The sequence below is a fragment of the Geothrix sp. genome (assembly GCF_049292215.1).
GTDB lineage: Bacteria > Acidobacteriota > Holophagae > Holophagales > Holophagaceae > Geothrix.
Genome location: NZ_JBATQW010000060.1, coordinates 1 through 22,773 on the forward strand (window position 1 = coordinate 1; position 22,773 = coordinate 22,773).

Genomic DNA, 22,773 nt, shown 5'->3' on the forward strand with positions numbered 1-22,773 from the left:
CCCCGGCCCCGGCCCCATGCTCGGCGGCCGCCCTGGCGGCCGCCTCGGCCAGGCGGGGATCCCGCCGCAGGCCCAGATAGTCGTTGGAGCAAACATCGATGCCCTGGGCCGAGTGGATGGCCCGGTCTCGGCCCAGGCGCCGCCGGCGCTCGGCCAGCTGCTGGAGGCGATCATGCCAGGGAGGGGGGATCACGGAACCTCGGGGTGGCTCACGGCAGGGATAGGGTGGGGGAATGTTAGGATCTGAGTGGGATCCGCGTCCGGATCTCCCTTGGAGCGTGGCATGGATCTTCAGCAGTCGTGGCAGGGAGCTTCGGAGGGGACCCAGTCCCGGATCGATTTTGTCCGAAGCGTGTACCTGTGGCTCATGGGCGGGTTTGCCGTGGCAGCCCTGGGGGCCCTGAGTGCCCCCTTCGTGGCCCAGGCCCTGGTGCCCATCGCGGGCCGCTTCCTGGGCTGGGTGCTCTTCGGCGTCCAGTTCGGCACGTTGCTGTTCGCCTCCTCCGTCAGCCGGCGCCAGCCACTGAACCGGATCGCCTTCGGCCTCTTCACCTATGTCTCAGGGGTCATCGCCGGCATCATCGCCCTGGTGATCGCGCAGGGTGCCGGATTCAAGCCCGTGTTCCTGGCCTTCGGGATGACCGGCGTAGTCTTCATGACCCTCACAGTGACGGCCTTCGTCTCGAAGCGGGACTTCAGCTTCCTGCGGAACTTCGTCATCGTCGGCATTGCGGTGATGTTCTTCGGCAGCCTGGCCGCGGCCATCTTCAACCTGCCCACCTTCAGCCTCATCATCTCCGGTGTGGCGGTCATCGCCTGCTCGGCGAAGCTGCTCTGGGATACCTCGGCCATGCTCCGCACCAATGACTTCGGCGATCCTGCCGGCTTCGCCCTCTCCCTCTTCGTGAGCCTCTACAACATCTTCATCTCGCTGATGAACCTTCTCGGCGGACGGCGCCGTTAGGCCGCCCCGCAATCCAAGGAATCCCATGCTCCGTGCCTCTCTGATCTCCCTTCTCGCCCTCGGTGTCGTCGCCCAGGAGCCGGCTCCCCAGGCTGCGGCACCCGCGCCGGTGGCCATGCCCGTCGCCGCGCCCGCCCCCAAACCCGAAGAGGTCATCCTGGCCAAGGTGGGCGGCGAGACCATCACCGAGGCGGACTTCCAGGCCGCCTTCCGCCTGCTGGGTCAGCAGGAACAGATGCAGATCCTCATGATCCAGGGCGGCAAGGAGGAGTTCATCAAGCGCATGTCCGAGAGCAAGCTCCTCTCGGTGAAGGCCAAGCGCCTGGAACTGGACAAGACACCCAGCTACCAGCGGGCCCTGGACCGCACCAAGGACGACCTGCTGGCCCGCGAGTTCCTGGCCAAGGAGGGCGAGGCCCTGCAGAAGAAGCTGGCCGTGGCGGAGGCCGACGTGAAGGCCTTCTACGACAAGCACCCGGAACGGTTCAAGGCGCCGGACCTGGTCTCGGTGCGCCACATCCTGGTGTCCGTGAAGCAGGGCGACAATCCACAGGGCCTGAGCGACGCGGACGCCAAGAAGCGCATCGCGAAGATCCAGGCCGAGCTCAAGAAGGGCGCTAAGTTCGAGGACTTGGCCAAGAAGTACACTGATGATCCCGGCAGCAAGGAGAACGGTGGCCTCTATGCCGATGCGGATCCCTCCGCCTGGGTTCCCGAGTTCGGGGCGGCCGCCCGCACCCTGCCACTCGGTAAGGTGGGCGCCCCGGTGAAGACCCAGTTCGGTTACCACCTGATGAAGGTCGAGGCCCGCAAGCCCTCCCGGCAGGTTCCCTTCGAGGAGGCCAAGGCCGCCTGCGAGAAGATGGCCCAGCAGGAGCGCCAGGCCAAGGTCTGGAATGAGCTCATGGACGAGTTGCGCAAAGAGATCCCCTTCGAGCTGGTCAAGCCGGCCGCCCCCAAGGCTCCGGAGCCGCCGAAGGCCGTCGAAGGCGGCAAGGAAGGTGCCCAGTGAGGCTGGTTGCGCCCGCCCTGGCGCTCCTGCTGGCCTCGCCGTTGCTGGTGGCCCAGGCCAAGCCCGATGTCCGCGAGGAGATCCTCGTGGTCGTGAACAAGCACATCATCACGCGCCGCGGCCTCACCCAGGCCGTGGAGCAGCAGCACGCCGCACTCTACCGCCAGTTCTCGGGCAAGGAGCTGGACGAGAAGCTGGTGGATGCCCGGGAGAAGACCCTCCAGGGCCTGGTGGACGCCTACTTGCTGGAGGACAAGGGCGCCGAGCTGGGGTCTCCGGTCTCGGATGAATATGTCCGCGCCAGCATCGACGGCATCAAGAAGGAGAACAACTTCGCCACGGACGCCGACCTGGAGCGGGCCCTCAAGGGCAGCCTCGGCATTGGGCTTCCAGAATTCATCAAGCGCCAGAAGCAGCAGGCCACCCAGCAGTTCGTGCTCCAGCGCGAAGTGTTCTCCAAGGTGGCCGTGGAGGACAACGAGCTGCGGGCCTACTACGAGGACCACAAGGACGAGTACCGGCTGCCGAGCCGCTTCCGCATCCGGGAACTGGTGCTGGCCAAGGGCGCCACCGTGGAGGAGCAGACCGAGGCCCGGAAGAGGCTGGAGGCCATCCAGGCCGAGCTGAAGGGCGGCAAGCCCTTCGAGGAGCTGGCCAGGCTGCACTCCACCAGCCCCAGCAAGGCCACGGGCGGCGATCTGGGTTGGATGAACAAGGGCTTCCTGCGGGCCAGCATCGAGGAGGCGGCCGTGAAGCTCAAGCCGGAGCAGGTCTCTGCGCCCATCGAGACCGACAAGGACTTCTACCTGGTCCAGCTCATCGCCCTGGAGGATTCGCCAGTGAAGGGCTTCGCCGAGGTGAAGGCCAAGATCCTGGAGAAGCTCCAGGAACCCAAGGCCCAGAACGCCATTGAACAGTACCTTTCAGGACTGCGCATGCGCGCCAACGTCCGCTATCTGGTGCCCAAGGATCAGATTCTCAAGGGGTGATGCAGTGCGCCTCGACGCGTTCCTGAAGAAGAGCCTGCTCATCAAGCGGCGGGAGCTGGCCAACCAGCTCTGCGACGAGGGGATGGTGCGGGTGAACGGCGTCCCGAGGAAAGCCAGCCAGGACGTGAAAACCGAGGATGAGCTGGAGTTCCCGCTCTACAACCGCGTGCTCAAGGTCCGGGTGCTCTCCCTGCCCGAAGGCAATGTGAAGAAGGCGGACCAGTGGTCGCTCTTCGAGGTGCTCGAGGACAAGCGGATTCCCCTGGAGCTGGGCTACGGGGACGAGGATCCCTTCGCGCCTCCGCCCAAGGCGCCCCGCAACCACTAGACCACTTGACAGCCACCGTCGCATCCGGGGCGCGAACCTGATGCCTGACCCGGAGTTCCCATGCCCGACCAGCCCCTCATCCGGAACCTGAAGGAGGGCGACCCCTTCCAGGGGTTCCTCCTGGCCCAGGAGGCCGCCTACAAGATCAGCACCAAGGGCAGTGAATACCTGGAGTTGAAGCTGGCCGACGCCTCCGGCGACCTGAAGGGCTTCCTGTGGGACGTTCGGGCCATCGAGGGGGACCTGGAAGCCATCCGGGCCGATGTATTCCTGCGGGTGAAGGGCACGGTCACCAGCTACAACGGGCGCCTCCAGCTCAAGCTGGACAAGGCCCGCTTCGCCCTGGACGCCGAGGTGGGCGAGTTGTCGGCCTTCTTCCCCGTCAGTGCCCGGCCGGTGCCCGAGATGCTGGTGGAGCTGGACGGGATCATCGCTTCGGTGCGCGATCCCTGGATCGGCCAGTTGCTGAAGGCGCTGTTCGTGGAGGATGGCGACCTCCGCGCCGCCTTCGCCCTGGCTCCCGCGGCCAAGTCCATGCACCACGCCTACCTCGGCGGCCTGCTGGAGCACACCCTCTCGATCCTTGGCATGGCCGAGCGGGCCTGCGCCCACTACCGTGGCCTGAACCGCGACTTGGTGGTGGCTGGCGTCTTCCTCCATGACGTGGGCAAGACGGCCGAGCTGAGCTACCAGCGCAGCTTCGGCTACACCGACGCCGGCAACCTGCTGGGCCACATTGCCCTGGAGGCCGACTGGATCAGCCGCGCAGTGGGCAAGATCCCCGGGTTCCCCGAGGAGCTGCGAATGCAGATCCTGCACATCATCCTGAGCCACCATGGGCGCCTGGAGTTCGGCTCCCCGGTGCTGCCGAAGACGCCCGAGGCCCTCCTGGTGCACTACCTCGACGACCTGGACGGGAAGCTGGAAGTCATGTTCCGCGCGGTTCAGGACGATGCCGGTGGCGGGTCCTGGAGCCCCTACAGCCGGGCCCTGGAGCGCATGGTCTACCGGAAGCGGTGGCCCGAGGCAGAACGGACCTGAACCCTGTCCGAATTTGAACAGGCCAGTTCCTGCCCGACCACTACTGGACAGAAAAGCCCCACCAGGCTGGAGTCCCTGGGCAGGACCCGCAGGGCAAACTCGGAAGGGAAGTGCTGACCCTTCAAGAGCTGTGTCATACCGATCAAGGTAGAAAATTCCTGGCACGCCTCTGGCACTTATGGAGTCCAGCCCTTCCCGAGGTGTTTCATGAAGCTCTCCCGCAAAGCCAAGCGCTATGACGACTCCGTGCTCCCCGGGGAATTCCAGGGTTTCGAGACCTTCCACCAGGCTGACCTCGAGTTGGATGGGACTCTGGATGGCTTCCTCCTCCGCGGCGGGGATGGGGTTCAGCTGGGTGAGATGGTCCTGGAGCGGAACGCCCCCAAGAAGCTGAGCTTCGCCAAGCTGAAGACCAAGGCGGAAAAGCTCTCCGAGCAGGTGGACTACCTGAAGGAGCGCCTCGAGATCGTGGACCACGACCGGCGCGGGATGTACATCCAGCTCCGCAGCCTGCCGCCCTACAAGGACGACACCCAGATCCAGTTCAACGAGATCAGCATCGGCAAGAACAAGATCGTGGTGAAGCGCATCGCCTTCTACCGCAAGGATGAGGTCAAGCAGCAGGTGCCCCTGCAGCTCTCCGAGCTGGAGCTCAAGCGCCTCCTGTTCGATATTCGACAGGCTATTGCGTAGTCTTCCTTGCTCTTTGTTAGCTGAGCCATAACTACAAAAAGGGCGCCATGGGCGCCCTTTTTGCTGATCCAAGATGGTGGCCAACCTCGTTGAGATGCTCTGCTCGACGGGTGCCCAAACATGACGCTGCATCGCAGCGCCATGTTGGACCAGTCAGAGCATCGCCATCCAGCTCCCCGACTCGTTCCGGATGGGGCCTTCGGGCAGGTCGCTCTCCTTGAACATGAAGTGGTGGCTGTTCCAGCTGCCGCAGTTGTCGCAACGGTCGGTGAAGTCCTGGGTGCGCTGGTTGCACACGGCGCATTCGTAGCGCAGCTTGAGGATTCCGAGGTTGCGGAGCAGTTGGCGGTACTCGTTCAGGGCCGCGTCCAGACGGGCCCGACGGCTGTGGATCTTGGCCATGAAGAAGAAGAGGATGGGGCTGTAGACCACCTGGCTGCGCACCTCCTGGAACAGATCCAGGGCCTCGTCCAGGATCTCCAGGCGGTAGAGCATCTTGCCCAGGAAGAACTTGGCGGTGGTGGCGTGCTTGGAGGTGGCGGCCAGCCGGCGCATGAGGGCCAGACCATCCTCGGGGCGGCCCAGCTGGATGAAGTAGTCCTCGAGCTCCTGAAGGAAGGTGCCCTCCCCGGTCTTGCGGAAGCCCTCGATGAGGATCTCCAGCCCCTGGGCCTCCTGATCCTGGAGGATCATGCAGCGGCCCAGGCTGAGGTAGGCCGGCACGAAGTCGGGCTCGTCCTTGATCACCTGCTGGAAGATCTGGGCGGCATCCTTGAACTGGTCCGCATCCACCTTGGCCATGCCGATCTGGTAGGCCAGGGCCGAGCCCTGGGCCTTCTCACCCTGGGTGAGCTCGGCGGCGAAGTGGCTCAACAGCTTCTTGTGGGCCTCGGCGGCCTCCTCCCAGCGCTGGGCCTCCATGTGGATGGCCCGCAGGCGTCGCCAGGCGCGGAGCGCCTTCTTGGGGTGGTCGGCGGCCAGCTTCTTGAGCACGGCCACGGAAGCCTCGGGGTTCCGGACCGCCATGAGGGCCTCGGCCAGCTGGTAGCGGCCCTCGACCTGGTCGGGCACTTCGTCGCAGAGGGCCTGGAAGAGCTTGACGGCCTCATCGGCGCTGCCGGTCTTGAGGAGGATCTCGCCCAGCAGGATCCGCGCGGGAACGTGCTCCCGGCGCTGTTCCAGGATGCTGACCAGGATCTCCTTGGCTTCGCGGGGAAGGCCATGGGCCACCAGGTCCCGGGCGTCCTGCATGCGCTCCGAGATGCGTTTCACCAGGCGCGTATCGGCGGAATCGTTGAGCCCCCGCACCAGACGGATCACTTCCATGATCCCGGTGTAGAGCACGTTCAGGAGGAATCCGAGCAGGAACGTGATGAGAATGACGCTCTGCAGCTTGATGCTTTCACCGAAGACGACGACCTCCCGCACCAGCAGGTCATGGTTCGTGAGATACAGGTTGCCCAGCACCATCAGGACCAGCAGCAGCAGGACGATGAAGAACACATTGACAAGACGCATGGGCGGCCCTCGGAAAGCTGCGCCTAGCATGACACAGGTCGGGGATCAGCCTTCCTGGGCCTTGTCCGCCCACGCCTTCGCCGCCTGGAGGTCCTCCCACACGGCACGGCGCACGTCCTGCGTGTACTGGCGCAACACATAGGCCGGATGGAAGGTGGGCATCACGGGAATCTCGCGGCCTCCCACCACCACGCGCTTCCACTGGCCGCGCACCCGCGTGATGCCCTCGCTGACGCCCACCAGCTCGCGCAGCGGCGTCGCGCCGAGGGTGACGATCACCGCGGGCCGGATCAGCTCGATCTGGCGCTGCAGGTAACCCAGGCAGGCGCGGGCCTCCTCGGGGGCCGGCGTGCGGTTGTCGGGGGGACGGCACTTCACCACGTTGGCGATGTAGGTCTGGTCCCGCCTCAGGCCAAGGGCGCCGATCATCTTGTCCAGCAGCTCTCCGGCCTTGCCCACGAAGGGCCGGCCCTGGAGGTCCTCGTCCCGGCCGGGGCCCTCGCCCACGAACATGAGCTGCGCCCGGGGATCCCCTTCGCCGAAGACGAACTTCAGGCGGCCCGGCCCCAGGGGACAGGCCAGGCAGCCCTGGATGGCAACCTGCAGGTCCTGGAGAGTGGTGGCGCCCGCCACGGCCTCGGGGGTTGGACAGCCGATGGGGTCCATGGGGGGGGCATAGGCCGCTGGCCGGAGTGCGGGAGCCGGTGCTGGGGGGGCCACGGGTTGACGCGCCGGTGGTGGTGCGGCCACGGCCACCGTCTCGGTGGGAGCGGCCTGGGCGGGCTCGCGCACCAGGCCCATCACCCCCAACTCCTCGAGGGTGTCGCGCCAGGCTTGCAGGGGATGTTCCATCCATTCCAGCGTAGCCGGAACCTACCGGTGCTTCCTGGCATCCTAAGGCGTCGGAGCTCATGCATGTCGCAGTCCCCCATGGAAACCCCGTTCGGCACCCAGGAGGCCTTCCACGCCGCCTTCGCCGAGCTTTATCCAAGGCTCGTGAGCTACTCACGGCGTTACGGGGCCACCTTCCCGGAGGACATCGCCCAGGAGGCCTTCGTCATCCTCATGCAGCGCGAGGAGCGGGTGGAGCACCCCACCGCCTTCCTGTATGGCACCGTGCGAACCCTGTCCCTCACCGAGCGCCGCCCCATGAAGAACCAGAACCTCAGCCTGGAATCCGTCACCGAGCCCGGCCTCGCCGGGGGGGCCGACGACCAGGTGCTCAACCAGGAGGTGCGGGAGCGCATGCGCTCGCTCTCGCCGACCTTCCGCGAGGCCCTGTGGCTCTTCGTGGTGGAAGGACTCTCCATCCGGGAGATCGCGGACATCCTCGGCATCCCCGAGGCCACCGTGAAGACCCGCATCCACCGGGCCAAGGCCCAGCTCAAAGAGCAGCTCAACCCTTCAGGAGGCCTGCATGCCCTGGTCTGATCCCGCCCGGCGCTTCGAACCCGCAGAGGATGTCCAGCTGCGAGCCGAGCTCCGCGACCTGCTGGGCCTGGGGCCCGTCGTGGCCACCCTCCGGCCCTCAGGGCCCACAGCGGAACTCACGGCCCTGGCCGATGATCTGCGGCGGGAGGCCCAGCGCCGCAGCCGCACCGAGCGCAAGCGGCCCACCTGGGGCCTCCTGGCCGCAGCGGCCCTCCCCCTGCTGGCCGCCCTGGCCGGGCTGGGGACCTGGGGTTTCCAGCAGAAGCACCGGGCCGATGACCTGGCCGCCCAGGCCCAGCGGCAGGAGCAGGCGCTGACCCAGCTCGCCTCGGCCCATGCCTCCGAGGTGGCCAAGGAGCGTCAGGCCAAGGAGCAAGTCCAGCAGGAATTACAGTTGGCTTCCCGCAAGGGGAACCGGCGAGCGGAGCCCTACCTGGTGATTCCCGTGGAGAAGCCCCTCAAGGTCATGGGCGACGACTACCAGCGGGTGAAGCAGAAGGCCCAATAACCATCCGTCCCGGCACGGTCCTGGCAATATCAAGGGCAAGGTGTGCCCATGGCCAGCAATCCCCTGCTTCTCCTGATCCTCCTGCTCTCCGCCCTCGCCACGGTGCTGGCTGGGATCGGCGTCTTCGGCAACAGTCGGCCCCCCGATCCCCGGCTGAATTCCCTGCTCAACGACCTGGATGACATCAAGGGGATGCTTTCGCAGATCCAGAAGTCCGTCCTCCAGACCGAGCGCAAGCTGGAAAAGGAAGTCCAGGTCTCGCGCACCGAGAACCGCGAAGTGGTGGAGAAGCTCGCCGAAGTGCTCGACAAGCGCCTCAAGGAACTGGTCTAGGTCTCGAGGGCCCGTCGCAGCACCTTCCGGAGGTCCTCCCGGAGGAAGGGTTTCTGCAGGAAGGCCGCCAGGCCCTTGCCCAGAAAGTCCTGGATGGCCTCCTGCTCGTTGTAGCCGCTGGTCAGGACCACCCGGCAGGCGGGATCCAGGCGCCGCAGCTCGCGGAAGGTCTCCAGGCCGTCCATGTGGGGCATGGTCAGGTCCATGAGCACGGCGCAGATCGGGACCGGACACTCCTTGAAGCGCTCCAGGGCCTGGACGCCATCCTCGGCGGTGACCACCTCGAAGCCCATGGAGCGGATCATGTCCGTGGCCACGAGGCGCACGGCCTCCTCATCGTCCACGACCAAGATGGTCCCCCGTCCGGTCCAGGCCTCCTCCTCCACGGCACCCACGGCTTCAGCCACCAGGCCGCTGCCCGCCGGGAAGATCACCTTGAACGTGGTGCCCTTCCCCACCTCGCTGTAGACGCGGATCCCGCCCCGGTGGCCCCGCACGATGCCCTGCATGGCCGAGAGGCCCAGGCCGCGGCCCGTGAACTTGGTGGTGAAGAAGGGCTCGAAGATCCTCGCCTGCACCTCGGGGGTCATGCCCTGCCCCGTGTCGGACACTTCCAGGGTGAGGAACTGGCCCGGTTCCATGGCCTGCCCGGGGTAGTCCCGCGCCAGATCCGGCCCACCATAGGCCTGCAGCCCGGTCCGGATGGACACGATGCCCTCCACATCCCCGATGGCCTCCGCAGCGTTGGTGACCAGGTTCATCACCACCTGCTGGATCTGGGTGGCCTCCCCGACGAGGGTGGGCAGGTTCTCCGCCAGCTGGAAGCGGATCGCCACCTTTTTCGAAGTGGACACGCTTAGCAGGTGAGAGAGCTCCTCCACCGCCTGGTTCAGGTCCAGGGGGCCCACCACGAAGCGTCCCTTGCCGGAGTAGGCCAGCATCTGGCGCGTGAGGTTGGTGGCCCGCTGCACGGCCCGCTCCATGTTCTCGAGGTAGGGCCATGCGGGAGCGACCTTCGACATGCAGAGCTGGGCCAGGCTGATGTTCCCCAGGATCGCCGTGAGCAGGTTGTTGAAGTCATGGGCGATGCCGCCGGCGAGGATGCCCAGGCTCTCCAGCTTCTGGCTCTGCAGCTGCGCCTGCTCCTGCCGCCGCCGCTCGGTGATGTCGGTGACCACGCCCAGCACGCTCACCAGCTGACCGTCCTCATCCACCACGGGCGAGCCCGTCACGATGGTCCAGAGCTCGCCCCCGTCCTTGCGGCGGAACCGAAGGTCCTGCTGGCTGCCGTGTCCATCCCGGGGTTCCGAGAGACTGCGCTTCACCTGGGCGGCATCCGCCTCCGCCATGAACTCGAACAGGGACCGGCCCACCATGTCGGCGGGGGAATACCCCAGCATCTCGGCCATGCGGCGGTTCACGAAGGTGGTCAGGCCCTGGCCGTCCAGGACCCAGAGACCCTCGCCCATGACGTCGATGAGATGGCGAAACCGCGCTTCGCTTTCCCGCAGGGCCTGGGCATCGCGCCGATGGCTCTCCGTCTCCAGGACCAGTTCCTGGGTCCGGGACTCCACCTGGGTCCGGATGGCCGCCTCGCTGGCCACCAGGTTCCGCACATAGCCCGCCAACAGGGCCGAGAAGGCCAGGCCGGTCACGAGGACCGTCCAGGCACGCCAGGACGTGCCCAGGGCGAAATGCCCCCCCGCCGGGGTCACGGTCACCAACCACTGGCGGCCCGCCAGCGGGAAGGTCCTGGAGAGGTGGAGCCCATCATCCCGGGTGGGCCCGATGGGCGGGAGTGGGGAGGCCTCCTCATGCAGCAGGGCCTCCGGGGCCGGGGCACTGGCGTCGAACAACCTCAGGACGACCCCCCGGGGCTCGAGGAAGGTCGTGGATTTCTGGACCAGATCCCCCATGCGGAAGACGCCCTGGACCACCCCCAGCGGCTGGCCATCCTTGCCGCGCACGGGGATCATCACCAGGACGCCGGCTTGGTCGCCCGTCTCCTGGATGAGCCGGATCCGGCCACTGGCGGCCAGGTTGTCCGTCCGGAGGGCCCTGGCCAGAGCCTCCTGGCGGCTGGGCAGGTTCTGGGCCGCATACCCGAGGGTGACCTCGTTGCCTCGGAAGGGGGCGACGAAGTGGATGCCATAGAACGAGGCCTCCGGCGGCAATTCCAGGTTGTGGCCAGCTGCGTCCCGCTGGAAGAAACGGAACCCGGGATGGACGCGGCGGGCCTCCGCCTCCAAGGTGGCCCGGTTCTGCGGGGTCACCCGCGGCAGCCACTGGAAGGCCTGGATGTAGGGATGCCGGGCAAGCAGGGGGGCCAGGAAACCATCAAAATCCGTCCGCGAAACCTCATCGCTGGACTGGAAGAAGCTGCGAAGGACCTCCACGTCCTCGAAGCCGTGCTGCAGGCCCTTGATCACACTCTCGGCCCGATCCCTGGCGGCGATGTGGAACTCGGCCTCCACCTGGCGCCGGTTCGCCTCCCGGGTGGAGAAGAAGCCCAGGACGGAGAGGGCCAACCCGACCAGGAGCACACCCAGGATGCTGAAGGAGCCCCGGAGCCGGAGGTGGGATGGAGGTGCGGTCAACAGATACCTCGGAAAGGGCGGCCTGGAATGCGGGGCGTGTGCCAACCGCGGTCTTCCCAAGGGGAAGGCAGTAGGGACCCCATTCCATCGACACCGGGACCGTTCCACCTTACCTGTGGGAGAATTGCAATGGACCGCAGGGTCATCAGGAGGTGCCGCTTGAACCGCAACATCATGATCGCCTTGGCTGGAGGCCTTGCCGCTGGATTCCTCGCGGGCTACTTCGTCTTCGGCGGCGACTCCCACAACGGCACCCCTCCCGTCGTGGCGGCCCCCACCGGCCCCATCATGCCCGCGCCCTCCCTGGGTGGCGCCGTGCCCGGAGCCATGCCTGGCGCCATGCCCGCCGGCCCCGCCCTGCCCAGCGCGGAGGTGCAGGCCCGCATCAATCGCCTCGAGGCCACGGTCCTGGCCGATCCCAAGAACTTCGGCGCCTGGTTCGCCCTCGGCAACGACTACTTCGACACGCACCAGCACCAGAAGGCCGTGGACGCCTACGGCAAGGGCCTGGCCATCAAGCCTGATGAGCCCAACGTCCTCACGGACCAGGGCGTGATGTACCGCGACCTCGGCCAGTTCGACAAGGCGCTGGCGAACTTCCAGAAGGCCAACAAGCTGGACCCGAACCACGTCCAGAGCCTCTTCAACATGGGCGTGGTGTACTCGGCCGACCTCCACAAGCCGGACGAGGCCGCCAAGGCCTGGAACAAGGTCATCGCCCTGGCCCCGGGCAGCGAGCAGGCCGCCCAGGCCCGCCAGATGCTCAGCCAGCTGAAGAAGTAGCCGGACGCCGAAGCGCCAGCCCCATGCTGTGCCTGGACGCCCTCCCCAGTCCCCTGTGGGTGCTCGGCACGGGCACAGGGGTGGGGAAGACTCACGTCTGCGCCCGGCTGGCCCAGGCCTGGGCGGATCTCGGCCCCGTGGCCTACCGCAAGCCCTTCCAGACCGGCGTGGATCGTTCGGATCATCTGGAGGCCGATGCCTCCGTCGTGGCCGGACCCGGGATCATCACCGAGAGCCACATCCTGCTGAAGGCTCCCCTCGCGCCCCTGGCCGCGGCCCAGCTGGAAGGCCGGGCCCTCGACCTCGAGGCCGCGACCCGGTGGTGCCAGCGGCCCTTCGATGGCCGCGTGCTGCTGGAGGGCGTGGGCGGCGTGATGGTGCCCCTCGCGCCCAACGTGCACTTCCTCGCCTGGGCCACCGGGCTGAAGATCCCCTGCGTCCTGGTGGCCCTGGGTGGGCTCGGCACCCTCAACCACACCCTGCTTTCCGCCGAGGCCCTCATGCTGCGGGGCTGGCGCATCGCAGCCGTGCTGTTGAATCCTGGCGCAGATGGCACGGCGCCTGAGGTTGCGGAAGCCAATGCCGAAGTGCTGCGGGGGTTTCTGCCGGTGCCGGTCCACGTCCTAGACTGAGGGCATGCCGAGTCCCCTGCCCCCCGACTGGTCCGACCGTCTCAGCCTGGACCGCGCCCACCTCTGGCACCCCTTCACCCAGATGAAGATCCATGAAGCCGATCCTCCGGTCCCGGTGATCGGCGGCGAGGGCTGCTACCTGCTGCTGGCCAACGGCGAGCGCGTGCTGGACGGCATCTCGAGCTGGTGGACCTGCCTGCATGGGCACGGCCATCCCCGGCTGGTGAGCGCGCTGGAGCGGCAGGCGGCGAAACTCGACCACGTGATGTTCGCGGGCTTCACCCACGAGCCCGCCCTGGAGCTGGTGGCGCGGCTGCGCCCCAAGCTGCCCCGGAACCTGACGCGGGCCTTCTTCTCGGACGACGGAAGCACGGCGGTGGAGGTGGCCCTGAAGATGGCCTTCCAGGCCCAGCTTCAGCGCGGCGAGCAGGGCCGCGCCCGCTTCGGCGCCCTGCGCGGCGGCTACCACGGCGACACCTTGGGCGCCGTGGGCGTGGGCGAGCTGGAGAACTTCATGACGGGGCTCTTCAGCCCCCTGCTGCTGGCCTGCGATCGCCTGGAGGTGCCGGAAGATCCGAGGCGGGAGATCCAGCCCGATCTCACCGGCTGGCCCGCGCGGCTGGATGCCGCACGGGAGGCCCTCTGCACCTTCTTCCATGCGAACGGGTCACGCCTCGCGGCCTTCATCGCCGAACCGCTCATCCAGTGCGCCGGCGGCATGCGCATGTGGCCCCCCGAGCTGCTGCAGGAGCTGCGCGCCCAGTGCGATGCCCACGGCGTCTACCTCATCCTCGACGAGGTGGCCACGGGCTTCGGCCGCACGGGCACCTTCCTGGCGTGTGAACAGGTGGGCGTGGCGCCGGACCTCCTCTGCCTCTCCAAGGGCCTCACGGGCGGCATGCTGCCGCTTTCCATGACCTGGGCCACGGAGGCCATCTACGACCAGTTCTGGGGCGAGCCCGCTTCCGGCCGGGCCTTCCTCCACGGTCACAGCTACACCGCCAATCCCACGGCCTGCGCCGTGGCCTGCACCAGCCTCGCCCTCTTCGACGACGAGCCGGTGCTGGCGAACGCGCGAAGCCTCCACGAGGCCATGAGGGCGGCTTTCACGAGCCTCGCCTCCCATCCGGGCGTCCGCCAGGCCCGCGTGCTCGGCACCATCGGCGCCTGCCGCCTGGTGGATCCGGCCACCGGTCAGGCCCACGATCCCCAGGCCCGCTTCGGCTGGCGCCTGCACCGCCGCGCCCTGGAGCATGGCCTCCTGGTGCGCCCCATCGGCGACTGCCTGTACCTGCTGCCGCCGCTGAACACGCCGGCGACGCGCCTCGCCGAGGCCGCTGAAACCCTGGCCCATCTCCTGGACGAATGACGACTCCGGAGTGATGTTCCGCCGCCGCTACACTGGCCTTTTGCCCTGGAGCGCGCGATGAAGCTGGTGACCTTTCTGCACGGCGAAACCGAGAAGATCGGCGCCGTGCTGGCCGATGGCCGCATCCTCGATCTCGCCGCCGCGGACCTCCGCCTGGCCGTGGACATGCTCACCCTCATCCGGCGCCAGGACGAGCTGCTGCCCCTGGCCCGGGCCCTGGCCTCGGCGCCCCCGGCCACAGCCCTGGTCGATCCCGCCAGGATCCAGCTTCAGGCCCCCATCCCCCGCCCCGTGTCCATGCGCGACGGCTACGCCTTCCGCCAGCACGTGGCCACCGCCCGCCGCAACCGCGGGCTGGAGATGATCCCCGAGTTCGACCTCTTCCCCGTCACCTACTTCACCAACCACCTGGCCGTCACGGGCCCCGGCGAAGTGCTGGTGCAGGACCACCACCTCACCCGCCTCGACTTCGAGCTGGAGGTGGCCATCGTCACGGGGAGGCCCCTGAAGAACGCCACCCTGGAGGAGGCCGACGACGCCATCTTCGGCTACATGGTGATGAACGACTGGAGCGCCCGCATGCTCCAGATGGAGGAGATGAAGCTCTCTCTGGGGCCCTGCAAGGGCAAGGACTTCGCCACCAGCCTGGGCCCCTGGCTCGTCACCAAAGACGAGCTGAACCTGGAGCGGACCCCGAAGGGCGAGATCCTGCACGCCACCATGACCTGCGACGTGAATGGCCACCGCCTGTCGAACGGGAACGCCGACACCATGAACTGGACCTTCGCCCAGATCCTGCAGCGCACCAGCTACGGCATCCAGATGCACCCGGGCGAAGTCATCGGCAGCGGCACCGTGGGGACGGGCTGCCTGTTGGAGCTGAACGGCTCCAAGGTCACCGACAACCTCTGGCTGAAGGCCGGGGACGAGGTGGTCATGGCGATCGAGGGCCTGGGCCGCCTGGTGAACACCATCGTCCACGCCCCCGAGCGCCTGGAGGGCATGCCGCCGCACCTGGTGGGCGGGGTGCTTCCCGACCTCTACGCCGGCACCCCCACCGGCGAGGCCGGGGACTGACCCGGACCTGCTGCCCCCCAGGGTCGCGGTCATGGGGGGTCGCCCTCACCCGGGAAGATCCCTGACGGGGGCCTTGCCCGTGGAATCCTTCCCGGTAAGACTGCCTTCCCACTCCGAGGTTTCCATGCGCCGCTTCCTGCCCCTGCTCCTCGCCGTACTCGCCAGCGCCTTTCCCGCTGCCGCGCAGAAGGCCGCGCCGACCCTCAAGACCTACTTCGCCGATGCCTCAAAGGTGAAGGAGGGCGGCGTGAAGCTCATCCCCATCAAGACCCCCAAGGGCACCTTCAAGGTCTGGACCAAGCGCTTCGGGAGCAACCCCCGCATCAAGCTGCTGCTGCTCCACGGCGGTCCCGGCGGCACCCACGAGGCCTTCGAGGCCTTCGAGGGTTTTCTGCCCCCCGAAGGCATCGAGTTCATCTACTACGACCAGCTGGGCAGTGCCTACTCGGAGCAGCCCAAGGACAAGGACCTCTGGACCACGGAGCGCTTCGTGGAGGAGGTCGAGCAGGTGCGCGTGGCCCTCGGGCTCAACAAGGACAACTTCTACCTGCTGGGCCACTCCTGGGGTGGCATCCTCGCGGTGGAATACGCCCTGAAACATGGCGCCCACCTGAAGGGGCTCGTCATCTCGAACATGATGATGAGCATTCCCGACTACAACCGCTACGCCGAGGACGTGCTTGCCAAGCGCATGGACCCGGCGGTGGTGAAGGAGATCAAGGCACTGGAGGCCCAGGGCAAGTACGAAGACCCGCGCTACTTCGAGCTGCTGATGCCCAACTTCTACGCGAAGCACGTCTGTCGGCTGCCCGAGTGGCCCGACGCCATCAACCGGATGTTCGGCCACCTCAACAAGGACATCTACGTGCTGATGCAGGGTCCCAGCGAGTTCGGGGCCTCCGGACGTCTGGAGAAGTGGGACCGGAAGGCCGACCTGCCGAAGCTGGCCATGCCCACCCTGGTCATCGGCGGCAGCCACGACACCATGGACCCCGCCCACATGAGATGGGTGGCCGGCCAGGTGCAGCACGGCAGCTTCCTCCTGTGCCCCGAAGGCAGCCACTGCGCCTACTGGGATGACCAGACCACCTACTTCCCGGGCCTGGTGCGCTGGCTGAAGGACACGGACGCCGGGCGCAAGACCGTCGCCCTGACCAAGCCATGAGCCTCCGCACCGTCCTCGCCTCCGAGCTGAGCCCCATCAAGGCCAATGCCTGGCTCGTGGCCGGTGTGGCTCCGCGTCCCATCGCCCTGGCCAGCACCGTCAACGAGCACGGGGTGCGGAACCTCGCGCCCTTCAGCTTCTTCAATGCCTTCGGCTCCAACCCGCCCATGGTGGCCTTCGCCCCGAACCGGCGGGGCCGCGACGGCACGGTGAAGCACACCTACCTCAACGCCACAGCCACGGGCCAGTTCGTCATCGCGGCCGTGTCCCATGCCATGGTCCAGCAGATGAACCTGGCCAGCGCGGAGTACGGGGACGGCGAGGACGAGTTCCCCAAGGCCGGCCTCACGCCCCTGCCGGCGCGCTTCGTGGATGCGGCCCTGGTGGCTGAGAGCCCCTTCCAGATGGAGTGCCGCCTGCACCGCGAGGTGGAGCTGGGCCAGGGCCCGGGCTCGGGCCTGATGCTCATCGGCGAGGTGCTCTGCTTCCACGTGCAGGAGCACCTCATGAAGGGTGATCTCCCAAATCCCACGGCCATGGACCACGTGGGACGCAGCGGCGGCGCCTGGTACACGCGCGCCTCCGGCGACGCCCTATTCGAGCTGGGCAAGCCCATGGGACGGCCCATCGGGTTCGAGGCGTTGCCGGATGCCCTGAAGCAGAGCCGCATCCTCACGGGCAACGACCTGGGCCGGCTGGCCCATGCCGAGACCCTGCCGGATCTGGGTTCGATGACGGCGCGGCCGGGCGATCCTGGGGACGCCGAGGGCCTGGAGCGAGCCATCCAGTCGGTCCTCCAGGAAGGCGACCTTCCCGAGGCCTGGCGGCTGGTGGGCCTGCGCGTGAGGCTCTGATGCCGAAGCTCCGCTTCAGCCTCATGTCCCTCCTGCTCCTGGTCGCCACCTGGCGCTTCACCCGGGGCGGGGCCTGGATGTGGGCGCCCCTGGCCGTCAGCAGCAGCCTGGTGGCCCTCGTCGATGCCTTCGGCCCTGACGAGACCACGGACCTGTCAAGCACCGCGCCCTGGGCACTGAACCTGTGGCTCTTCCTCACCCTGCCCATCCTCGCCGCCATGCATGCAGCCCTGTGGTGGATGGCGGGGACTGGAGACGCGCTGGGTCTGGGCGCTGCCCTGCTGAAGCTCGGCGGCCCCGACCTGACCGCCGCACGTCTGGCCAGTGGGCCCTGGTCCTGGCTCGGCGCCCTGCTGGGCGTCGGCTTCCTCACGGCCGCCGCGGGCACCACCGTGGGACACGAGCTGGTGCACCGCACCCGCCAGTCCTTCCACCTGATCTGGGGCCGCTGGCTGCTCGCGCTCACCTTCGATGCCAGCTTCGCCATCGAGCACGTCTACGGCCACCACGCGAAAGTGTCCACCTTCGAGGACCCGGCCTCGGCGCGCCGCGGCGAGCGGGTCTACGGCTTCATCCTCCGCTCCACCCTGGGCCAGCTGCGCAGCGCCTGGCGGCTGGAACGGGAGCGGCTCCAGCGCAAGGGGCTCAGCCCCTGGACGCCCCGCAACCGGTTCCTGCGCGGCTGGCTTTTCTCCGCCGTGTGGGCGGGCCTCGCCTTCCTCCTCGGCGGCTGGCGCGCTGTGGGCTTCTTCGTGGCCACGGGACTCTGGGGCAAGGCCATCCTCGAGATTATCAACTTCATCGAGCACTACGGCCTCATCCGCCTGCCCGGCACCCGCGTGGAGCCTCGCCACAGCTGGAACAGCAATGCCTGGATGAGCAGCACCATCCTCTACCACCTCACGCGCCACAGCGACCACCACGCCGAAGGCAGCAAGCCCTTCTGGCGCTTGCGCCCCCTGCCCGATGCCCCCATGCTGCCCGCGGGCTACATGGGCATGCTCTTTGTCGCCCTGGTGCCACCCTGGTACGAGCGCCTCATGCGACCTCGGATCGCGGCCTGGGATGCGCGGCACGCGGACGCGGCGGAACGACAGCTGGCGGTCGAAGAGAACCATCGTGCGGGCTGGGCCGCCGCCTGCATCCCCTTGCCCCATGCCGACGCCAGGCAGTAGCGTGGCACTCACGCCCACCGGAGGTCCCATGTTCCTGCCCTGGAGAACCACCGCCCTGCTTGCCACCCTGGGTGCCGTCCTCGGAGCCCAGGTCAGGCCCTCGGCCGAAGTCAGGCAGTTCCTCAAGGTCGATGCCCCGGTGGTGGCTTTGGTGCATGCCCGCGTCGTGGACGGCACCGGCGTAGCCGCTCGGGAAGACCAGACGCTGATCCTCCGCGACGGCCGCATCGAGGCCATGGGCGCGACCGTCAGCCTGACGCCGCCCAAGGAGGCCCAGGTGCTGGACCTCACGGGCCACACGGTGCTGCCGGGGCTGGTGGGCATGCACAACCACCTCTTCTACACGCACTCCATCCACAGCGACGAAAAGGGCGCGGCGGTGCCGCCGGGACGGCTCTTCGCCGAGATCGCCTACTCGGCGCCGCGGCTCTACCTGGCCTGCGGCGTCACCACCATCCGCACCACCGGCAGCCTGGAGCCTTACACCGATCTGAATATCAAGCGGCAGATCGACGCGGGCCTCATGCCCGGCCCGAAGATGGAGGTCACCGGCCCCTACCTGGAGGGCCTGGAGCCCATGACGCCCCAGATGTATGCCCTGCGGGGGCCCGAGGATGCCAAGCGCTTCGTGGACTTCTGGGCCGATGCGGGCGTGACCTCCTTCAAGGCCTACATGAACATCCGCCGGGCCGACCTCGGCGCCGCCATCCAGGCCGCCCACGCCCGGGGTCTCAAGGTGACCGGCCACCTGGGCTCGGTCACATGGCCGGAAGCCCTGGCCCTGGGCATCGACAACTTCGAGCACGGCCCGGTCTACACCGACACCCAGTTCGCGCCGGACAAGAAGCCGGACGTGGGTCCGCCGGTCTCCAGCTCCTGGGGCGCCTGGCTGAAGGTGGATGTGGCGGGCCCCGAGGTGCAGCAGCTCATCCGCGATCTGGTGGCGAAGAAGGTGGCCGTGACCTCGACGCTGCCTGTGTTCGAGCTGGGCATCCCCGGCCGACCACCCCTGCAACCCCGCATGCTCGCGGCCATGTCGGCCGAGTCCAAGGCCAGCTACCTGACAGCCCGGGCCAAGGTCCCCGCGCTGCCGAATGGTCGCGCCGAGCAGCTGCTGAAGAAGGAGATGGCCTTCGAGCTGGCCTTCGTCAAGGCCGGTGGCCTGCTGCTGGCCGGTCCCGATCCCACGGGCATGGGCGGCGTGCTGCCCGGCTTCGGCGATCATCGGGAGCTTGCGCTGCTGGTGGAGGCGGGCTTCACGCCCGTGGAGGCCATCCACATCGCCACCGCCAACGGCGCGGCCTTCCTGGGCCGCCTGGACCGCATCGGCACGGTCGAGGCTGGCAAGCAGGCGGACCTGGTGGTGGTGAAGGGCGATCCCTCGAAGCGGATCGAGGACATCGAGAACGTCGTGACGGTCTTCAAGGACGGCCTTGGCTACGACTCCGCCAGGCTCATCGAGTCCGTGCGCGGCCATGTGGGCATCCGCTGAGGGGCCGCCGAAGCTGCCCCCGGTTCCCGCTCCCGCCCAGGCCGCTCCCATGACCACCCCCACCCCCCAGCCCGTCATCCAGGCCCAGCTCGACGCCTACAACCGCCATGATGCCGAGGCCTTCGCCGCCACCTATGGGCCCGAAGCCGAGATCCTTGAGCTGGCCACGGGGACGCTGATTGCCAAGGGCACGGCCGCCATCCGCGCCTTCTATGCCGCCCGCTTCCAGGCCAACCCGAAGCTCCACGCGGAGGTCCTGCACCGCACCCTGCAAGGGGCCTTCGTGGTCGATCAGGAGCGCATTACCGGCGTGCGCAACCCCGTGGATGGCGTCGAGCGTCCACCTCTCACGGCAGTGGTGATCTACGAGCTCAGGGAGGGCCGGATCGCCCGGGCCTGGATGGTGCGCTGAGCCTGGATCAGTCGCCGGACTCCGGCACGCCCTCGGTGCTGCCACCCCGGTGGTGCACCACCCGCTGGGCGTAGGGGATCTCGATGCCGGCCTCGCGGAAGGCCAGCAGGATGCGGCGGCGCAGCTCGCGGGCCACCTCCCACTGGGCGCCGGGAGCGGTCTTGGTCAGGGTCCGGATGGTGAAGCCATTGGGACCGAGGGCCTCGATGCCCTTCACCTCCAGGGGTTCGAGGGCCTGGTCGGGTCGCTCCTCGTGCAGCGTCCCCCCTGCGACCAGGAGCACGGCGAAGGCCTGGTCCGGGTCGGTGCCGTAGCCCACTTCCACATCCACCAGCGCCCGGGCGAAGTCCTTCGAGAGCACCACCACCCTGATGATGGACCCGTTGGGGATGTAGTGGGCGCGGCCCTCCGCATCCCGCAGCTGGGTGATGCGCAGGGTCATGCGCTCGACGGTGCCCGTGTGCTTGTCGTCCACGCTGACGATGTCGCCTACGCCGAACTGGTTCTCCATGAGCAGGAAGAACCCGCTGATGACGTCCTTGACGAGGCTCTGCGCGCCGAAGCCCACGGCCACGCCCGCGATGCCCGCGCCCGCCACCAGGGGCCCGATGTTCACGCCGAATTCTTGCAGGGTCATCAGCAGGAAGAAGGCCACCACCAGCACCCGAGCGGCGTTGGTCAGCACCGAGCCCAGGGTCTCGGCCCGCCGCTCGGAGTCGGTGGTGACCTCATCGTTCCCGTCGTCCACCGCCTTGCGCACGGCGCGGGTGACGAGCCTCACGGCCAGGAGGAGCCCGACGCAGGCGACTGCCACCAGGAGCAGGTGGCCCAGGCGCGACCAGCCGGAGCGGCCCATCCAGTCCAGGAATCCCCGCATCCACTGCGGGCTCGTGAGCATTGCCATCATCGCCGTCAACCGTTCCATTCCCGTCTCCCGATCCAGCCTAGCAAGGCCCAGCCCAGAGCCGGTTGATTCAGGCCGCCGGCAGGCTCGAACCCGGGCCCTTTGACGATCAATAGATCATTGATTTGCCCGTTTTGCCGGTTTACTACTTATTCGCTTGCGTCAGCCAATCGATTGATGGAAATTTGCATCAATCCTCCCTTTTGGGTGCCCCATGCGAGCTCGAAACCTGCTGGACCGCCGCCAGCACCATGGACCCTTCCGGTTCCTGTACATGCCCCTGAAGCGGATCATGCAGCGCTTCCTGGGCGTGGGCTAGCCACTCCAACCGTTCCAGGAACCCTACTTCCAGGACGCCCAGTAGTCGGCATTCTCCACCAGCGCCGCCGCAGGCGTGGCCTGCAGGGGCCGGAAAGTGTCCACCATGACGGCGACCTCGTCCGTGCGCTCCTTGGTCTTGCTGAGCGGAATGGCCTTGGGGTGGGGCCCGTGGTGGATGCCCTGGGGATGCCAGGTCATCATGCCGGCGCCGATGCCATCGCGGCTGAAGAAGTGGCCCGCCGAGTAGAACAGCACTTCGTCGTAGTCGATGTTGGAGTGGTAGAAGGGCACGCGCATGGCGCCCTCCTCCTCTTCGAAGGGCCGGGGCAGGAAGCTGCAGATCACGAAGTTGTTCGCGATGAACGTGGAGTGCGCGCTAGGTGGCAGGTGGTAGCGGGCGCTGAGGATGGGCCGGATGTCCTTCACGTTGATGCGCCAGACCGTGAGGTCGCCCTTCCAGCCCGCCACGTCCAGCGGGTTGAAGGGATAGAACACCTTGGTGATCTCGTTCTCCCGCTTGATGTGGACGGCCCACTCTTTGGGAGTCGCATCGTAGGGCTCCAGCTCCGGCGTGTCGATCATGGCGGGATCGAAGATGGCGTTGGGCCCCAGCTGGTTCCGGTCCGGGATGGTGACCTCGCTGAAGCTCTCGATGAGCAGGTAGCGCTGCTCTCTGGCATCAGGCAGGAAGCGGTACGTGGTGCCGCGGGGGATCACCAGGTAGTCGCCGGTGGCGTAGGTCAGGGCGCCGAAAGTGGTCTCCAGCTTTCCACTGCCGGCGTGGATGTAATAGACATCGTCGCCGTCGGCATTGCGGTAGAAGAAGTCCATGGCCGCCGGCGCCACCCAGTGCAGGGCCACGTCGTGGTTGTGCAGGAGGCAGATGGGGGCGAAGGCGGGTTCTCTGGATCCGAACATGGAGGCCTGGATGGCTTCGTCAGCCGATGGCTTCAGCCCGTTCAGGTCGTAGCTGTGGGGCCGCAGCGGGCCCTCAATGCGCGTCCAGTCCGTCACCGGGTGCAGGCGGTAGAGGTGCGTGGTGCGCCCGAAGAACCCCTGTCGGGCGTGCTCCTCCTCGAAGGTGCCCTCCGGCAGGTCCACATGTGCCTGCCGCGTGTGCAGGCCCTTGCGCAGGGGGAACAGCGGCGTTTCCTTCTTGGACATGACAACCTCAG

At 67.6% G+C, this 22,773-nt stretch carries 23 protein-coding genes and 1 pseudogene; 18 read left to right on the forward strand and 6 right to left on the reverse strand.

All coding sequences use genetic code 11. The features are described 5' to 3' along the window. Positions 1 to 193 (reverse strand): annotated as a pseudogene (locus WAS25_RS09765) (8-amino-7-oxononanoate synthase); the annotation flags it as partial. A 90-nt stretch (positions 194 to 283) separates the two neighbouring features. On the opposite strand from WAS25_RS09765, the gene WAS25_RS09770 reads away from it, so the two are divergent. The 6 genes from WAS25_RS09770 (at position 284) to WAS25_RS09795 (ending at position 5,027) form a co-directional block, all read left to right on the forward strand. Continuing rightward, the gene (locus tag WAS25_RS09770; RefSeq protein ID WP_422311521.1) at positions 284 to 964 is read left to right on the forward strand and encodes a Bax inhibitor-1/YccA family protein; all 681 of its coding nucleotides are present in this window, start codon (positions 284 to 286) and stop codon (positions 962 to 964) included. Positions 965 to 989: 25 nt separating this feature from the next. Further along, the gene (locus tag WAS25_RS09775) at positions 990 to 1,976 is read left to right on the forward strand and encodes a peptidylprolyl isomerase (RefSeq protein ID WP_422311523.1); all 987 of its coding nucleotides are present in this window, start codon (positions 990 to 992) and stop codon (positions 1,974 to 1,976) included. Beyond that, the gene (locus tag WAS25_RS09780) at positions 1,973 to 2,965 is read left to right on the forward strand and encodes a peptidylprolyl isomerase (RefSeq protein WP_422311525.1); all 993 of its coding nucleotides are present in this window, start codon (positions 1,973 to 1,975) and stop codon (positions 2,963 to 2,965) included. The genes WAS25_RS09775 and WAS25_RS09780 overlap by 4 nt, the downstream gene beginning before the upstream one ends. A gap of 4 nt (positions 2,966 to 2,969) precedes the next feature. Further along, positions 2,970 to 3,293, forward strand: a complete 324-nt coding sequence (locus WAS25_RS09785) for an RNA-binding S4 domain-containing protein (protein WP_422311527.1) — start codon at positions 2,970 to 2,972, stop codon at positions 3,291 to 3,293. 60 nt (positions 3,294 to 3,353) lie between these two features. Beyond that, positions 3,354 to 4,334 (forward strand): 3'-5' exoribonuclease YhaM family protein, encoded by a 981-nt coding sequence (locus WAS25_RS09790; protein WP_422311529.1) that lies wholly within the window; start codon positions 3,354 to 3,356, stop codon positions 4,332 to 4,334. A 207-nt stretch (positions 4,335 to 4,541) separates the two neighbouring features. Next, positions 4,542 to 5,027, forward strand: coding sequence for a hypothetical protein (locus WAS25_RS09795; protein WP_422311530.1), 486 nt, complete (start codon positions 4,542 to 4,544; stop codon positions 5,025 to 5,027). Positions 5,028 to 5,180: 153 nt separating this feature from the next. Here the strand turns inward: WAS25_RS09795 and WAS25_RS09800 are convergent, their stop codons facing one another. Both WAS25_RS09800 and WAS25_RS09805 read right to left on the reverse strand, forming a co-directional pair. After that, the gene (locus WAS25_RS09800) at positions 5,181 to 6,545 is read right to left on the reverse strand and encodes a tetratricopeptide repeat protein (RefSeq protein ID WP_422311532.1); all 1,365 of its coding nucleotides are present in this window, start codon (positions 6,543 to 6,545) and stop codon (positions 5,181 to 5,183) included. Between the two features lie 45 nt (positions 6,546 to 6,590). Next, the gene (locus tag WAS25_RS09805; protein WP_422311535.1) at positions 6,591 to 7,397 is read right to left on the reverse strand and encodes a uracil-DNA glycosylase; all 807 of its coding nucleotides are present in this window, start codon (positions 7,395 to 7,397) and stop codon (positions 6,591 to 6,593) included. 63 nt (positions 7,398 to 7,460) lie between these two features. Here WAS25_RS09805 and WAS25_RS09810 point away from each other — a divergent pair, with 63 nt between their 5' ends. From WAS25_RS09810 to WAS25_RS09820, 3 genes are read left to right on the forward strand one after another with little or no spacing between them, the layout of a single operon-like run. Next, a complete protein-coding gene (locus WAS25_RS09810) occupies positions 7,461 to 7,976 on the forward strand; it encodes an RNA polymerase sigma factor (protein WP_422311537.1) in 516 nt (171 codons plus the stop codon). Then, positions 7,963 to 8,484 (forward strand): hypothetical protein, encoded by a 522-nt coding sequence (locus tag WAS25_RS09815; RefSeq protein ID WP_422311539.1) that lies wholly within the window; start codon positions 7,963 to 7,965, stop codon positions 8,482 to 8,484. The genes WAS25_RS09810 and WAS25_RS09815 overlap by 14 nt, the downstream gene beginning before the upstream one ends. Before the next feature lie 48 nt (positions 8,485 to 8,532). Continuing rightward, complete coding sequence (locus tag WAS25_RS09820) at positions 8,533 to 8,817, forward strand: hypothetical protein (protein ID WP_422311541.1); 285 nt, start codon at positions 8,533 to 8,535, stop codon at positions 8,815 to 8,817. Here the strand turns inward: WAS25_RS09820 and WAS25_RS09825 are convergent. After that, the gene (locus WAS25_RS09825) at positions 8,814 to 11,414 is read right to left on the reverse strand and encodes a CHASE domain-containing protein (protein WP_422311543.1); all 2,601 of its coding nucleotides are present in this window, start codon (positions 11,412 to 11,414) and stop codon (positions 8,814 to 8,816) included. The genes WAS25_RS09820 and WAS25_RS09825 overlap by 4 nt on opposite strands. A 159-nt stretch (positions 11,415 to 11,573) precedes the next feature. Between WAS25_RS09825 and WAS25_RS09830 the strand changes: the two genes are divergently transcribed. From WAS25_RS09830 to WAS25_RS09870, 9 genes are all read left to right on the forward strand, one after another. Beyond that, the gene (locus tag WAS25_RS09830; RefSeq protein WP_422311544.1) at positions 11,574 to 12,197 is read left to right on the forward strand and encodes a tetratricopeptide repeat protein; all 624 of its coding nucleotides are present in this window, start codon (positions 11,574 to 11,576) and stop codon (positions 12,195 to 12,197) included. Between the two features lie 23 nt (positions 12,198 to 12,220). Continuing rightward, positions 12,221 to 12,829: a dethiobiotin synthase gene (gene bioD / locus WAS25_RS09835; protein ID WP_422311546.1), complete on the forward strand. Its 609-nt coding sequence runs from the start codon at positions 12,221 to 12,223 to the stop codon at positions 12,827 to 12,829. 4 nt (positions 12,830 to 12,833) lie between these two features. Then, the gene (gene bioA, locus WAS25_RS09840) at positions 12,834 to 14,198 is read left to right on the forward strand and encodes an adenosylmethionine--8-amino-7-oxononanoate transaminase (protein ID WP_422311548.1); all 1,365 of its coding nucleotides are present in this window, start codon (positions 12,834 to 12,836) and stop codon (positions 14,196 to 14,198) included. Between the two features lie 57 nt (positions 14,199 to 14,255). Further along, positions 14,256 to 15,275: a fumarylacetoacetate hydrolase family protein gene (locus tag WAS25_RS09845; protein ID WP_422311550.1), complete on the forward strand. Its 1,020-nt coding sequence runs from the start codon at positions 14,256 to 14,258 to the stop codon at positions 15,273 to 15,275. 124 nt (positions 15,276 to 15,399) lie between these two features. Continuing rightward, complete coding sequence (locus tag WAS25_RS09850; protein WP_422311552.1) at positions 15,400 to 16,440, forward strand: proline iminopeptidase-family hydrolase; 1,041 nt, start codon at positions 15,400 to 15,402, stop codon at positions 16,438 to 16,440. Next, the gene (locus WAS25_RS09855) at positions 16,437 to 17,294 is read left to right on the forward strand and encodes a flavin reductase family protein (RefSeq protein WP_422311554.1); all 858 of its coding nucleotides are present in this window, start codon (positions 16,437 to 16,439) and stop codon (positions 17,292 to 17,294) included. Before WAS25_RS09850 ends, WAS25_RS09855 begins: the two co-directional genes overlap by 4 nt. Then, complete coding sequence (locus WAS25_RS09860; protein WP_422311556.1) at positions 17,294 to 18,469, forward strand: alkane 1-monooxygenase; 1,176 nt, start codon at positions 17,294 to 17,296, stop codon at positions 18,467 to 18,469. Before WAS25_RS09855 ends, WAS25_RS09860 begins: the two co-directional genes overlap by 1 nt. Before the next feature lie 28 nt (positions 18,470 to 18,497). Beyond that, positions 18,498 to 19,961: an amidohydrolase family protein gene (locus WAS25_RS09865; protein ID WP_422311558.1), complete on the forward strand. Its 1,464-nt coding sequence runs from the start codon at positions 18,498 to 18,500 to the stop codon at positions 19,959 to 19,961. Then, positions 19,945 to 20,373 (forward strand): nuclear transport factor 2 family protein, encoded by a 429-nt coding sequence (locus WAS25_RS09870; protein WP_422311560.1) that lies wholly within the window; start codon positions 19,945 to 19,947, stop codon positions 20,371 to 20,373. The genes WAS25_RS09865 and WAS25_RS09870 overlap by 17 nt, the downstream gene beginning before the upstream one ends. A gap of 7 nt (positions 20,374 to 20,380) precedes the next feature. Here the strand turns inward: WAS25_RS09870 and WAS25_RS09875 are convergent, their stop codons facing one another. Then, positions 20,381 to 21,298 (reverse strand): mechanosensitive ion channel family protein, encoded by a 918-nt coding sequence (locus tag WAS25_RS09875; RefSeq protein WP_422311562.1) that lies wholly within the window; start codon positions 21,296 to 21,298, stop codon positions 20,381 to 20,383. A 321-nt stretch (positions 21,299 to 21,619) separates the two neighbouring features. Continuing rightward, positions 21,620 to 22,762: a homogentisate 1,2-dioxygenase gene (locus WAS25_RS09880; protein ID WP_422311564.1), complete on the reverse strand. Its 1,143-nt coding sequence runs from the start codon at positions 22,760 to 22,762 to the stop codon at positions 21,620 to 21,622. Between the last annotated feature and the right edge of the window lie 11 nt (positions 22,763 to 22,773).

What these genes read in the sequence shown, in the direction of transcription:
- WAS25_RS09770 (WP_422311521.1), top strand. Translation starts at nt 284, where the DNA reads ATGGATCTTCAGCAGTCGTGGCAGGGAGCTTCGGAGGGGACCCAGTCC.
- WAS25_RS09775 (WP_422311523.1), top strand. Translation starts at nt 990, where the DNA reads ATGCTCCGTGCCTCTCTGATCTCCCTTCTCGCCCTCGGTGTCGTCGCC.
- WAS25_RS09790 (WP_422311529.1), top strand. Translation starts at nt 3,354, where the DNA reads ATGCCCGACCAGCCCCTCATCCGGAACCTGAAGGAGGGCGACCCCTTC.
- WAS25_RS09795 (WP_422311530.1), top strand. Translation starts at nt 4,542, where the DNA reads ATGAAGCTCTCCCGCAAAGCCAAGCGCTATGACGACTCCGTGCTCCCC.
- WAS25_RS09800 (WP_422311532.1), bottom strand. Translation starts at nt 6,545, where the DNA reads ATGCGTCTTGTCAATGTGTTCTTCATCGTCCTGCTGCTGCTGGTCCTG.
- WAS25_RS09805 (WP_422311535.1), bottom strand. Translation starts at nt 7,397, where the DNA reads ATGGAACATCCCCTGCAAGCCTGGCGCGACACCCTCGAGGAGTTGGGG.
- WAS25_RS09810 (WP_422311537.1), top strand. Translation starts at nt 7,461, where the DNA reads ATGTCGCAGTCCCCCATGGAAACCCCGTTCGGCACCCAGGAGGCCTTC.
- WAS25_RS09815 (WP_422311539.1), top strand. Translation starts at nt 7,963, where the DNA reads ATGCCCTGGTCTGATCCCGCCCGGCGCTTCGAACCCGCAGAGGATGTC.
- WAS25_RS09820 (WP_422311541.1), top strand. Translation starts at nt 8,533, where the DNA reads ATGGCCAGCAATCCCCTGCTTCTCCTGATCCTCCTGCTCTCCGCCCTC.
- bioD (WP_422311546.1), top strand. Translation starts at nt 12,221, where the DNA reads ATGCTGTGCCTGGACGCCCTCCCCAGTCCCCTGTGGGTGCTCGGCACG.
- bioA (WP_422311548.1), top strand. Translation starts at nt 12,834, where the DNA reads ATGCCGAGTCCCCTGCCCCCCGACTGGTCCGACCGTCTCAGCCTGGAC.
- WAS25_RS09845 (WP_422311550.1), top strand. Translation starts at nt 14,256, where the DNA reads ATGAAGCTGGTGACCTTTCTGCACGGCGAAACCGAGAAGATCGGCGCC.
- WAS25_RS09850 (WP_422311552.1), top strand. Translation starts at nt 15,400, where the DNA reads ATGCGCCGCTTCCTGCCCCTGCTCCTCGCCGTACTCGCCAGCGCCTTT.
- WAS25_RS09855 (WP_422311554.1), top strand. Translation starts at nt 16,437, where the DNA reads ATGAGCCTCCGCACCGTCCTCGCCTCCGAGCTGAGCCCCATCAAGGCC.
- WAS25_RS09860 (WP_422311556.1), top strand. Translation starts at nt 17,294, where the DNA reads ATGCCGAAGCTCCGCTTCAGCCTCATGTCCCTCCTGCTCCTGGTCGCC.
- WAS25_RS09865 (WP_422311558.1), top strand. Translation starts at nt 18,498, where the DNA reads ATGTTCCTGCCCTGGAGAACCACCGCCCTGCTTGCCACCCTGGGTGCC.
- WAS25_RS09870 (WP_422311560.1), top strand. Translation starts at nt 19,945, where the DNA reads ATGTGGGCATCCGCTGAGGGGCCGCCGAAGCTGCCCCCGGTTCCCGCT.
- WAS25_RS09875 (WP_422311562.1), bottom strand. Translation starts at nt 21,298, where the DNA reads ATGGAACGGTTGACGGCGATGATGGCAATGCTCACGAGCCCGCAGTGG.
- WAS25_RS09880 (WP_422311564.1), bottom strand. Translation starts at nt 22,762, where the DNA reads ATGTCCAAGAAGGAAACGCCGCTGTTCCCCCTGCGCAAGGGCCTGCAC.